Source organism: Kitasatospora sp. NPDC023385 (genome assembly GCF_055664045.1).
Genome location: NZ_JBVOOL010000034.1, coordinates 16,144 through 28,653, shown reverse-complemented (window position 1 = coordinate 28,653; position 12,510 = coordinate 16,144). Strand labels below are relative to the sequence as shown.

The window sequence follows — 12,510 nt, the reverse complement described above, 5'->3', positions numbered from 1 at the left end:
CCCGTGGCCAAAGTGACGCGCGACGATGTAGCCCGGCTGGCTGGTACCTCGACCGCGGTCGTCAGCTACGTCATCAACAACGGGCCGCGCCCGGTCGCGCCCGCGACCAGGGAGAAGGTCCTGGCGGCGATCGAGCAGCTCGGCTACCGGCCGAACAGCGTCGCCCAGGCGATGGCCTCCCGCCGGACCAACCTGATCGGCATGGTCGTCCCGGACGCCCGCCAGCCCTTCTTCGCCGAGATGGCGCACGCCGTCGAACGGGCCGCCTCCGAGCGCGGCAAGCTCGTGCTGATCGGCAACTCCGACTACGTGGACGACCGCGAGGTCCACTACGTCCGCGCCTTCCTCGGGATGCGCGTCTCCGGGCTGATCCTGGTCAGCCAGGGCCCCTCACAGCGCGCCGCCGAGGAGTTCGCCGCGATGGAGGGCGCCAAGGTCGTGCTGCTGCACCGGCGCCCCGAGGCGATCGACGACGTCGCGGTGGTCACCGACGACGTGGGCGGCGCCGAGGCCGTCGTCCGCCACCTGCTGGAGGTCCACGGGCACCCGTACGTGGCCTGCTTCGGCGGGCCGGTCGAGTCCCCCGCCCCCGGCGACCCGGTCATCGACCACGTCGAGGGCTGGCAGCGCGCCATGGACGCGCACGGCGTCCCCACCGAGCCGCACCTGATCGACGCGCCCTTCCACCGCTACGGCGCGTACGAGGTCGCGCTCGGCGTGCTGCGCTCCCCGGACCGGCCGCGGGCGATCTTCTGCTCCACCGACGACCAGGCCATCGGCGTGCTGCGGGCCGCCCGCGAGGTCGGCCTGCGCGTCCCCCACGACCTCGCCGTGGCCGGCTTCGACGACGTGCCGGAGGCCGCGCTCGCCGACCCGCCGCTGACCACCGTCGCCTCCGACCGCGACGCGATGGCCCGAGCCGCCGTGGACCTGGTGCTGGACGACTCGCTGATGGTGCCCGGCTCGGACACCGAACGGGTCCGCAAGTTCCCGTCCCGCCTGGTCATCCGCCGTTCCTGCGGCTGCGACGGAGCCGCGCCCGGCCGCGCCGGGGCGCAGTGAGCGAGCGGATCGGATCCGGAACCTCCGGCTCCGCTCCGCAGGCCGCCTGACCAGGCTTTATGAGAACCCAACGGGCTTCTCTCCCCCTTCTGAGCCGGTTCTCATCCGCTCCTCATCCACCGGGCGGAGCTTGGTCGGCATGAGCGAACAGCAGCGGCACCCCAACGAGCGGTACTCCGACGAGCCGTACGGCCCGTACGAGCCCCGGGTGATCGAGGGCACCGTGCTCGGCACCGGCACCGGCAGCGACGGCGGCAGCTTCGACGGACCGCCGCCTCCCCCGCCCATGCCGCCCGAGCCGCCCACCCTCCTCGGCCCCGGCTCCCCCGAGGACCACGGCAGCCACGGCGGCCACGGCGGCCACGGCGGCCGGGCCCGGCGCGGCCTGCTGCGCGGCCGGCTCGCCCTGGTGACCGCCGTCGCCGCGGTCGCCGCCGTCCTCGGCGGGGTCACCGGCGGAGTGATCGCCGCCGACCGGCAGTCCGCCGACACCCGGGTCGGCACCGTCGCCAGCCCGGTCTCCGCCCGCAGCGACGGCAGCGCCAACGTGCCGGCCATCGCCGCCGCCGTCTCGCCCAGCGTCGTCCAGATCACCGTCAAGAACGGCAACGGCACCGCCACCGGCACCGGCGTCGTCCTGGACAAGGACGGCCGGATCCTCACCAACTACCACGTGATCGACACCGCGGCCGGCGGCGGCCGGATCACCGTCACCTTCAAGGACGGCTCCACCGCGCAGGCCACCGTCACCGGCACCGACAAGTCCCTCGACGCCGCCGTAATCACCGCCACCGGCGCCAAGAACCTCACCCCCGCCGTCCTCGGCGACTCCTCCGCCGTGGCCGTCGGCGACCCGGTCGTGGCCATCGGCAACCCGGACGGCCTCACCGGCACCGTCACCTCCGGCATCATCAGCGCCCGGAACCGCGACGTCACCGTCCAACTCGACGAGGGCACCACCAGCGGCAACGGCGGCTTCGGCTTCCCCAGCCTGCCCGGCCTGCCCGGCCAGCGCGGGAACCCGCCGCAGACGAACAGCGGCAGCACCACGACCTACAAGGCCTTCCAGACCGACGCCGCCCTCAACCCCGGCAACTCCGGCGGGCCGCTGATCAACGCCAACGGCCAGGTCATCGGCATCAACTCGGCGATGTACGCCCCGAGCGGCACCAGCTCCACCGCCGGCGGCGGCACGGCCGGCAGCGTCGGCCTCGGCTTCGCCATCCCGATCGACGACATCAAGCAGGTCCTGCCGAAGCTCGAAGCCGGCCAGAACGTGTAGACCACGATCCCCACGACGGACAATTGCTCCCAGCAGGCCCTCCACCCGACGAGAAAGGGCAGCCGCCCATGACCCCGTCCGCCGACGACCGCACCCCCGCCGAGCCGGGCCACCCCTCCGCCCGGCTCCTCGTGGTCGACGACGAACCCGCCCTCCGGGACGCCCTGGAGAGCAGCCTCGCCTTCGAGGGCTACGAGGTCGCCACCGCCACCGACGGCTACGAGGCCCTGGAATCCGTCGAACGCGACAAGCCCGACCTCGTCCTGCTGGACATCATGATGCCCCGGATGGACGGCCTCACCGCCGTCCGCCGGATGCGCTCACGCGGCGACACCGTCCCCGTCCTGATGCTCACCGCCCGCGACGCCGTCGGCGACCGCGTCACCGGCCTCGACGTCGGCGCCGACGACTACCTCGCCAAGCCCTTCGAGCTCGACGAACTGCTCGCCCGCGTCCGAGCCCTGCTGCGCCGCAACGCCCTCGCCGCCGAAGCCGCGGCCCGCGCCGCCGCCGAGGACGACAGCGAGGTGCTCGCCTTCGGCGACCTGCGGATGAACACCGCCACCCGCGAGGTCACCCGGGCCGGCAAGCCGATCGAACTCACCCGCACCGAGTTCATGCTGCTGGAGATGTTCCTCTCCCACCCCCGCCAGGTCCTCACCCGCGAACAGATCCTCAAGGCGGTCTGGGGCTTCGACTTCGAACCCTCCTCCAACTCCCTGGACGTCTACGTGATGTACCTGCGCCGCAAGACCGAGCAGGGCGGCATGCCCCGCCTGATCCAGACCGTGCGCGGCGTCGGCTACGCCCTGCGCCCGGCCGCCGGCGCCGGCGCGTGACGACCGTTCCGCCCCCGCCGCTGGCCCCGCCCCGCACGCCCGGCCGGCGGCACCGCCTCGTCCACTGGCTCCGCTCCCGCTCCCTGCGCAGCCGCCTCACCTTCCTCAGCGCGGCGGCGGTGGCGGTGGCCATCGCGCTGTCGGCGCTGGCGTGCTGGTTCATCGTGGAGAAGCAGCTCTACGGACAGGTCCGGACGGACCTGGCGAACGCACCACTACCTCCTCGGGTGGCTCTCAACCTTCCCTGCCCGGCTACCCCAGAGGCAGCTCTCTCCGCAGCACCCAGCAGCCAGGAAGCCAATGGGTCAATTTCCAGGGACACGCAATATGTTCTGACCAACCCGGTTCAGGTCTGTCTGCCAGCAAACGCCTCACGAGCCATCGTGCTCAAGCCCAGTGACACCGCAGCGTTCCACCTCAAGCCCGGGCAATCGATCATCCGGGATGGCGAGTACACCAACGGGGATCCTGCGATCGTTCGGCTCTCCACTGCACACGGCTTCAACCTAGGGCCCGTCCTCGTGATGGTCGCGACCCCCACCCAGCCCATCGAGGACTCCCTCCAGGGCCTCGCCATCCTCCTCGGCTCCGTCTCCGTCGGCGGCATCCTGCTCGCTGCCCTCGCCGGCCGTCTGGTCGCCCGCTCCGCCCTCAAACCCGTCGACCAACTCACCGACGCCGTCGAGCACATCGCCCGGACCGAGGAGGTGGGCAGCACCATCCCCGTCCACGGGGACGACGAGATCGCCCGCCTCTCGACCTCCTTCAACTCGATGAGCACCGCCCTCTCCAACTCCCGCGAGCGGCAGACCCGGCTGATCGCCGACGCCGGCCACGAGCTGCGGACGCCCCTCACGTCCCTGCGCACCAACGTCGACCTGCTGATCCGCAGCAACGACACCGGCCGCCCGCTGCCCCCGGCCACCAAGACCAAGCTGCTCGGCAACATGAAGGCGCAGATGCAGGAGCTCACCCTCCTGATCGGCGACCTGCTCCAGCTCTCCCGCCCGGACACCCCGAAGAGCGGCCCGGCCCCCACCGTCGTCGCCCTGCACGAGATCGCCGGGCGGGCCGTCGAGCGGGCGAAGCTGCGCGGCCCGGGGCTGGTGTTCGAGACGGACACCGAGCCCTGGTACGTGCACGGCGACGCGGCCGGGCTGGAGCGGGCGGTGATCAACCTGCTGGACAACGCGGTCAAGTACAGCCCGCCCGGCGGCACCATCGACGTCCGGCTCCGGCAGGGCGTGCTGACGGTCCGGGACCACGGGCCGGGCATCCCGGCCGAGGAACTCCCGTACGTCTTCGACCGGTTCTGGCGATCGCCGTCGTCGCGGCCGCTGCCGGGCTCCGGCCTCGGGCTGTCGATCGTCGCGCAGAGCGTCCGGGAGGCGGGCGGCGAGGTCACGCTCGGCCCGGCCGCGGACGGCGGTCCGGGCGCGCTGGCCACCGTCCGGCTGCCCGGCGGTCCCGCCCCCGAATAGGGAGCGGGACGGGGGAAGAGCAGAACGGGCGGGGCGCCCCGACAGCGCCCCGCCCGTCCCCGGGGCCTCACGGCCCCGACCGGCTCACGGTCAGTCGATGTCGCTGCCCGGGCCGATGACCTTGATGCGGTCCTGCGCCGGGGCCTGCAGCGGCGCGGCCGCCGAGCTGTGGGCACCCAGGTAGGCGGCGAAGACGTCCAGGTCGGAGGCGCCGACGAGCTTGTCGGTGCCGGCCGCGAAGGCCGGGAAGCCGTCGCCGCCGCCGGCCAGGAACTCGTTGGCCGCGACGCGGTAGCCGGCGGCCGGGTCGACCGGCGCGCCGTTCAGCCGGATCGAGTCCACGAGCACCCGGTCCGCGCCGGTCTTGCGCATGTCGAGGGTGTAGTGCAGGTTCGCCGATGCCTGGAGGATCTTCGGCGCGGCGTCGTTGGGGCCGCTGACCTGCTGCTGGAGCAGTTGGATCAGCTGGGCGCCGGTCAGCGTCTTGACCTGCATCATGTTGGTGAACGGCTGGACGGTGAACGCCTCGCCGTAGGTCACCACACCGTCGCCCTCGCCGCCCGAGGCCTTGTAGACCAGGTCGGAGCGGATGCCGCCCGGGTTCATGAAGGCGACCTGCGCCCCGCCCTTGCCGGCTGGGGACAGCCCCGCGAGCTGCGCGTCGGCGATCACGTCACCGAGCGGCTTCTCCAGGTCGCTGCTGCCACGGCCGTTGATGTCCGAACCGATGTAGCCGATCGCACGGTTGGCGATCGGGGCGGCCAGCTTGGAGTAGTGGTCGACCAGCGCCGTCATGTCGGGCGCCTTCTCGACCGTGCGGCGCACCACGTGGTTCTCGGCCTTGACCGAGGGGCGCACGATCTCGCCGGTGGTCTTGTCCAGCTTCATGTCGATCTCGGTGAAGAGCCGGCCGAAGGAGGCGGCACTGGTCACCGAGCGCGGGACGCCGTTGGGGTCGGGGATGCTGCAGGCGTACGCGTTGTGGGTGTGGCCGGTGACGATGGCGCCGACCGCCGGGTCGATCTTCCTCGCGATGTCGACGATCGGGCCGGAGATGCCCTGGCCGGCCGCGCCGCAGTCGTAGTTGTAGACGTTGCTGGCCGGGTACCCGCCCTCGTGGACCAGCGCGACGATCGAGTTGACGCCCTTGGCCTTGAGCTCGGCGGCGTACTTGTTGATCGTGGTGACCTCGTTGGCGAACTTCAGGCCCTTGACGCCCTCGGCGGTCACGATGTTCGGCGTGCCCTCCAGGGTGACGCCGATGAAGCCGACCTTCACGCCCTGGGACTTGGTCACCCAGTACGGGGGCAGCAGCGGCTTGCCGGACTTCTCGTCGGTGACGTTCGCCGACAGGTAGTTGAAGTTGGCGCCCTTGAAGGTGCGGCCGGGCTCGTAGCAGCCGTCGGTCGGGTGGCAGCCGCCCTCCTGCATCCGCAGCAGCTCCTGCGCGCCCTCGTCGAACTCGTGGTTGCCCACGGAGGTGACGTCCAGGCCGAGCTTGTCCATCGCCTCGATGGTCGGCTCGTCGTGGAACAGAGCCGAGGTCAGCGGGCTGGCGCCGACGATGTCGCCGGCCGCGACGGTGATCGAGTCGTCGGCCGGGATCCGGGCCTTGCGCAGCTCGGTGGCCAGGTACTCGATGCCGCCGGCGGGGGTGGACACCTCCTTGCCGGTGGCCGGGTCGATCTCCTTGATCGTGCCGGAGGAGCCGGCCGGGGGCTCCAGGTTGCCGTGGAAGTCGTTGATCGCCAGCAGCTGGAGGTTGACGGTCCTGTGACGCTTGGCGTTGGCGTCGGCGGCCTGGGCGGCCGTCGGCACGACCACCGTGCCGAGCAGACCTGCGGCGGCGACGACGGCGAGCGCCGTCCGTCGGGATCTGACGGTGAGCATGAGGGGGCCCCTTGCACCTCGGAGGGCACCGGCTGTGGACAGCATCGGCGTTCGGGCATGTGTTGCGCCTGTGCAGCCTAGAGTCAACGCGCGTAGCTGTCAGGACGTCGAACGTAACGAGAGGATTACCGCCTGACGAACCATCGCCGCCCGCAGGGTGCGCAGGCTGCGGAGATCCGGCCCTCAGACCCCCGGCTCGGACGCCAACTGACGCTCCGCCCGCACCCGTTCGGCCACCGCGTCCTCGGTCATCGCGCGGTCGGTGTACACCAGCGGCCGCTCGGCCTCCGTGATGATGTGCTTGACCACCTGGACGTTGCCGTTGACGTCCCACACCGCGATGCCCGGCGACAGCGTCGGGATGATCTCCACCGCCCAGCGCGGCAGGCCCAGCACCCGGCCGGTGGCCCGCGCCTCCTCCGCCTTCTGCATGTAGATCGTCCGGGTGGAGGCCATCTTCAGGATCGCCGACGCCTCCTTGGCCGCCGCACCGTCCACCACGTCCGACAGGTGGTGCACCACCGCGACGAAGGACAGGCCGAGCCGGCGGCCGAACTTCAGCAGCCGCTGGAACAGCTGCGCCACGAACGGGCTGTTGATGATGTGCCAGGCCTCCTCGACCAGGAAGATGCGCTTCTTCCGGTCCGGCCGGATCCAGGTGTGCTCCAGCCACACCCCGACGATCGCCATCAGGATCGGCATCGCGATCGAGTTGCGGTCGATGTGCGAGAGGTCGAAGACGATCAGCGGGGCGTCCAGGTCGATGCCGTCGGTGGTCGACCCGTCGAACATGCCCCGCAGGTCACCGTCGACCAGCCGGTCCAGCACCAGCGCCACGTCCAGACCCCAGGACTGCACCTCGTCCACCGCGACACCCAGGGACTCCACCGAGGACAGCTCGGGGCTGCGCAGGGTGTCGATGATGTCGTCCAGCACCGGCTGGCGGTCCTTCACCGACGCCACCACGTGCGCGTGCGCCGCCTTCAGCGCGAAGCCCGCCCGCTCCTCCAGCCCGCGCCCCATCGCCACCTCGACGATGGTGCGCAGCAGCGACAGCTGGCCCGTCTGGGTGATCGCCGGATCGAGCGGGTTGAGCTTCACCCCGCCGTCCCGGGCGGCCATCGGATCCAGCCGGATCGACTTTATGCCCAGCGCGTTGGCGATCAGGTTCCACTCCCCGACGCCGTCCTCGCCCTGCGCGTCGAGCACCACGACCTGCCGGTCACGGAACCTCAACTGCCGCAGCACGTACGTCTTCTCCAGCGCGGACTTACCGTTGCCGGACTCGCCGAGCACCAGCCAGTGCGGGGCCGGCAGCTGCTGCCCGTACAACTGGAAGGGGTCATAGACGTACCCCTTGCCGCTGTACACCTCGCGGCCGATGATCACGCCCGAGTCGCCCAGCCCCGGCGCGGCGGTCGGCAGGTAGACCGCCTGCGCCTGGCCGGTGGAGGTGCGCACCGGCAGGCGGGTGGTCTCCACCTTGCCGAACATCAGGCTGGTGAAGGCATCGGTGAGGTTGCCGAGCGCCATGGGCGGCCTCCTGACGGGTCAGCGGGTGGGGTGGGAACGGACGGTGCTCAGCGGCGGATGCCGGTGGCGAACGGCAGGGTGTTGACGAAGGCCCGGTGGTGCTCGCGGTCGCACCACTCCAGCTTCAGGTAGCTCTTGCCGGCCGACGCCCGGATGGTCCGCTTGTCGCGGGCCAGCGCGTCCGGGTTGCGCGCGGAGACCGTGATGTAGCCGACCAGGTTCACGCCCGCCGCGCCGGAGGCCAGGTCGTCGCCGCGCTGGTCCACCCGGCCGGTGTGGGCCAGGTCGCGCGGGTCGACCGTGCGGTTCATCTTGGCGGCACGACTGGCCTCGGCCTCGTCGTTGGTCTTCTCGGTCAGCATCCGCTCGATCGCGACGTCGGTGGGCTCCAGGTCCATCGTCACCGCGACCGTCCGGATCACGTCCGGAGTGTGCACCAGCAGCGGCGCCAGGAAGTTCACCCCAACCGGGGTCAGCGGCCACTCCTTGACCCACGCGGTGGCGTGGCACCACGGCTCCCGGGTCGCCGACTCGCGCGTCTTCGCCCGCAGGTACTGCGGGTGGGTCGCGTCCAGCTCGGCCGGCCAGGCGTTGCGCCGCGACATCGCCTGGATGTGGTCGATCGGGTGGTCCGGGTCGTACATCGAGTGCAGCAGCGAGGAGAGCCGGGCCTGGCCCAGCGGCTGGCGCACCCGGATGTCCGCCTCGGCCAGCCGGGCGCAGATGTCGGTCAGCTCGCGCGCCATCACGGCCGCCAGCCCCTCGTCGTCCCGCGCCCCCCGGCCGGAAGCACGCCGGTCATCGGCGCTGCGGCCCATCGCGTGCGCCTCCGCGGCCAGGTCACGGGTGTAGTGCATGCAAGCCACCAGGTACGCCCGGTGCTGCTCGGAGGACGTCGACACCATCGACTGCAACTGGTCGTACGAGTCCTGCAGCCAGCGCGGCGCATCGTGGTTGCCCCGGCGCTCCACGTCCTTGGCGTGCGCGTCCGGATCAGCCGGCAGGGTCCGGGCCAGGATCTGCAGCCGGGTCACGAAGCCGTCGCCGTTGGCGACGTGCTTCAGCAGCGTCCCGAAGCGGTCGACCAGCGCCTCCTGGTCCTCCGAGTCGCGCAGGCCGACACCCGGGCCCTCGATCTCGATCGCGGCCGTCACCGTCCGCCGCTCCAGGTGCATCAGCACCCCGACCTCGTCCGGCCCGAACGGCGCCGTCAGCCAGCGCAGCCGCCCCACCCCCGGCGGCGGGCCGACCTCCACCTCCCGCCCGTCCAGCCGGGTGCCGGCGTCCATCACGTCCGAGCGCCACACCGCCCTCCCACTGCGGACCGTCCGGCGGTAGGTCCGGTTGATCTCCACCCACTTGTAGAACGTCCGCTTGCGGTACGGCACGTACACCGCTGCGATGGCGAGCACCGGCAGACCCAGCAGACCACCGATCCGCAGCGGCAGGACCGGCATCAACAGGCCCCAGAGCATGCCGAGGAACGCCCCGAAGATGATCAGCACGATCTCGCCGGACTCCCGGTTCCGGCCGATCGGCGCGTTCGGGCGGGCCTTGCCGATCAGGTAGGTGCGGCGCTGGTGCACGTACGGCTGGGCGTACTGGGCGCCGTACTGGCCGAGCGGTTCGCTGCTCACTTACCCGTCACCCTCCCTTCGCTGGATTGCTGTCGCGGATCGGAACCGGGGCGGCCTGCGGCGGCCCCGACTGCGGCGGCGGAACCGGCGTCCGGCCGGCGTGGGCGGCGATGCCCGGCGCGACCGAACCGCCGCCCGCACCCCCGCCGCCACCGCCCGCACCGGCCGGTCCGCGGTCGCCGTGGGTGCTGATGCCCTGCTTCATCAGGTTCGCGGTGCCGTTGATCATCGCCGAACCCGCCTGCACCGCGTTGGCCCGGGCCTGGCGCATGTTCAGGATCTCGTCGCCGAAGCCCGGCACGAAACGGTAGATCGCGGCACTCGCGAAGATCGACAGGAACAGGATCGCCAGCCCCGACAACACCCGGGCGAAGTCGTCACTCGCCCCGGCCCCGGTCGCCACCGCACCCGCCAGACCCAGGATGATCACGATGATCGGCTTCGCCAGGTCCACCGCCAGCATCACCCCCGCCCACCGGCGCACGTGCTTCCACAACTGCTTGTCCACCAGCCCCGCGTACACCGCCGTACCCAACAGCGCGCCCACGTACAGCATCGCCGCCCGGATCAACAGCTCGATCCAGAGCACCGCCGCCGCCAACACCGCGACCAGCGACACCAGGACCAGGATCAGCGGGCCGCCGCCGACGTTCCCCTTCTCCAAGGTGTCGGCGAACCCGCCCAGGTACGACCCGGTGTCCGTCTTCGTCCCGACCGCGACCGCCTTCGTCAGCCCGTCCGTCACGCTCACCACGGTGTACAGGATCAGCGGCGTGAACGCGGACGCCACCACCGTCAGCCACAGGAAGCCGATCGCCTCCGAGAACGCCGTCGTCAACGGCGCCCCCCGCACCGCCCGCTTCGTCACCGCCAGCAACCACAGCACCAACGTGATCACCGTCGACACCGCGAACACCACGGAGTACTGCTGCAGGAACGACGCATTGGTGAAGTCCACCTGCGTCGTCCCGTCGATCGCCCCCGACAGGTTCCGCACCACCCACGCCGCAGCCTGCGCACAACTCTTGGCCAACGACCCGAGCGGATCGGTCACGTTGCTGACGGTGCCGCTCCCGGGAATGACGACCGCGCCATTGGGAGCGCACCCCGCGTCACTGCCCGGGATCGGAAGATCAACCTTCTGACAGGTCGGGGTAGCTGTCGGCGACGGATCGGCGAACACCCGCTGGGCCGCCAGCATCCCGGCCACCTGCAAGGTGGCGAGCACGCCGACGACTGTTCCCGCGCGGCGTGTGGTGGAGCGGTGCGAGGTCTGGTCAACGGGCATAGCGGAACCCCCCGAACTGCTGGACGGCGCCGGTGATCTCGTCGGCGGTGGCGGCCTGCTGGTCTCCGGGCATGGGCGCGGGCCCCTGCCTGCTGGTGAAGTCGGTGAGCTTCCAGTCGCTGCCCGTCCAGTGCAGCGAGAGCGTGAGGGTGAACCAGTTGGTGGTCACGGGCTGGACGGAGCGCTCGCCGGCGAGGCCGGTGAGGCCGGTGCACCACACGTCGATCTTGGTGTCGCTGTCGCTGTAGCCCGTCGACTTGGTACCGACCGGGACGGTGCGGCTGACGAAGGTGAGGCCCTTGGGGGCGTGGCCCTGGGAGTCGAGGCCGTAGCGGGTGACGGTGTCGCCGCCGAATCCCTGGTCGAGGCGGGTCTGCAGTGCCGGTGCCGCGCCGGGGTCAGCGATGGTGGCGACGATGGTGTGTCGGCTGTCGGTGCGGAACATGTCCGTGGAGCCGATCGCCACGGCGTAGTTGGCCGCGGCGGACTGGGCGCCCTGGTCACTGTGCAGGTAGCCGGTCGGGATGCCGTTGGCGGTGGTGGTGACGGGCTGGTCGCCGCTGGGGGCGGGGCCGGCGCCGGTGGGTGCGCTGGGGGTGGCGTGGTCGGCGGAGCTGCCGCTGCCGAGGCCGGGTTTGCCGCGGTTGGCGATGGCGATGGCGACGACGAGCAGGGTGACGACGACGAGGACGGTCAGCAGGGTCCGCAGCGGCCTTGACTGACGGAGGCTCGGTTGAGGTGCGGGCTGTTCGCCGACCGGTAGCCGCGTACGGGTGTGCGGCTGGTCGTCGGACAACGGCACGGCGGCCCTCCTGGTGCGGGGAGCCGGGGGCGGCTCCGGGGGCCCTCCGTCCGGGGGCGGGCGCGGACGGGGGGTGGGAACGGGGGTGAACTCCTGGCCGGCCGGCCGTTGGAGGTGGTCCGGGCGGGGACCTGACCTCGGGCGGGGCGCCGGTCTACTGCTGTCCGATCGTCAGATAGCCATGCCGTACACAATGGTGAACAGTGTGCCGAGTGATCCGATGATGAACACGCCGGTCAGCCCGGCGACGATCAGCCCCTTGCCCTGTTCGGCCCCGAAGCTGTCGCGCATCGCGGTCGCACCGATCCGCTGTTTGGCCGCGCCCCAGACGGCGAGGCCGAGGCAGAGGAGGATGGCGACGGCCATGATGACCTCGACCATCACCCGCGCCTCCGACCCGAGGGTCGCGAACGGGCCCCAGTCCGGGGCGATCCCGCCGATGATGGTGTCGATGTTCGGCTTCTTGGGGGGTTCCTCGGCCAGGTGGCCGACCGCAAAGGTGTGCACGCTGCTCAGCTTCATTTCCATCTCACCGCCCGATCAGGCAAATTCAAGGGCCAGGACCCGGTCCGCGCGAAGGGTCAGGGCCTATTCTTGGCCAGATCTGATGTCGACTTGGCTACTTCTCGCGGATTGGTCGTGAGGTATCGGACACGTACGCGAGGATGTCCACCGTACGAAGGATAGCGCTCACTC

10 protein-coding genes are annotated in these 12,510 nt (G+C 71.3%); 4 read left to right on the top strand and 6 right to left on the bottom strand.

What is annotated here, in order from left to right; translation table 11 throughout:
* The first annotated feature begins 3 nt into the window (after positions 1–3).
* The 4 genes from AC0B61_RS32550 to AC0B61_RS32535 all read left to right on the top strand — a co-directional run bounded on the left by AC0B61_RS32550 (position 4) and on the right by AC0B61_RS32535 (position 4,664).
* Positions 4–1,062 (top strand): LacI family DNA-binding transcriptional regulator, encoded by a 1,059-nt coding sequence (locus tag AC0B61_RS32550; protein ID WP_471745383.1) that lies wholly within the window; start codon positions 4–6, stop codon positions 1,060–1,062.
* 139 nt (positions 1,063–1,201) lie between these two features.
* Positions 1,202–2,344, top strand: a complete 1,143-nt coding sequence (locus tag AC0B61_RS32545; RefSeq protein ID WP_471745381.1) for a S1C family serine protease — start codon at positions 1,202–1,204, stop codon at positions 2,342–2,344.
* A 68-nt stretch (positions 2,345–2,412) separates the two neighbouring features.
* The gene (locus tag AC0B61_RS32540) at positions 2,413–3,183 is read left to right on the top strand and encodes a response regulator transcription factor (protein WP_471745379.1); all 771 of its coding nucleotides are present in this window, start codon (positions 2,413–2,415) and stop codon (positions 3,181–3,183) included.
* 383 nt (positions 3,184–3,566) lie between these two features.
* Positions 3,567–4,664 carry a HAMP domain-containing sensor histidine kinase gene (locus tag AC0B61_RS32535; RefSeq protein WP_471745377.1) on the top strand — a complete coding sequence of 366 codons (1,098 nt, stop codon included), beginning with the start codon at positions 3,567–3,569 and terminating at the stop codon, positions 4,662–4,664.
* Positions 4,665–4,754: 90 nt separating this feature from the next.
* On the opposite strand, the gene AC0B61_RS32530 is transcribed toward AC0B61_RS32535, so the two are convergent.
* From AC0B61_RS32530 to AC0B61_RS32505, 6 genes are all read right to left on the bottom strand, one after another.
* Positions 4,755–6,554, bottom strand: coding sequence for a bifunctional metallophosphatase/5'-nucleotidase (locus tag AC0B61_RS32530; protein WP_471745375.1), 1,800 nt, complete (start codon positions 6,552–6,554; stop codon positions 4,755–4,757).
* Between the two features lie 183 nt (positions 6,555–6,737).
* A complete protein-coding gene (locus AC0B61_RS32525) occupies positions 6,738–8,087 on the bottom strand; it encodes an ATP-binding protein (protein ID WP_471745373.1) in 1,350 nt (449 codons plus the stop codon).
* A gap of 47 nt (positions 8,088–8,134) precedes the next feature.
* The gene (locus AC0B61_RS32520) at positions 8,135–9,724 is read right to left on the bottom strand and encodes an SCO6880 family protein (RefSeq protein WP_471745371.1); all 1,590 of its coding nucleotides are present in this window, start codon (positions 9,722–9,724) and stop codon (positions 8,135–8,137) included.
* Between the two features lie 7 nt (positions 9,725–9,731).
* Positions 9,732–11,012, bottom strand: a complete 1,281-nt coding sequence (locus AC0B61_RS32515; RefSeq protein WP_471745369.1) for a hypothetical protein — start codon at positions 11,010–11,012, stop codon at positions 9,732–9,734.
* Positions 11,002–11,814 (bottom strand): hypothetical protein, encoded by an 813-nt coding sequence (locus AC0B61_RS32510; protein WP_471745367.1) that lies wholly within the window; start codon positions 11,812–11,814, stop codon positions 11,002–11,004. Before AC0B61_RS32510 ends, AC0B61_RS32515 begins: the two co-directional genes overlap by 11 nt.
* Before the next feature lie 171 nt (positions 11,815–11,985).
* Entirely contained in the window at positions 11,986–12,336 is a 351-nt protein-coding gene (locus AC0B61_RS32505; protein ID WP_471745365.1) for a hypothetical protein, read from the bottom strand.
* Between the last annotated feature and the right edge of the window lie 174 nt (positions 12,337–12,510).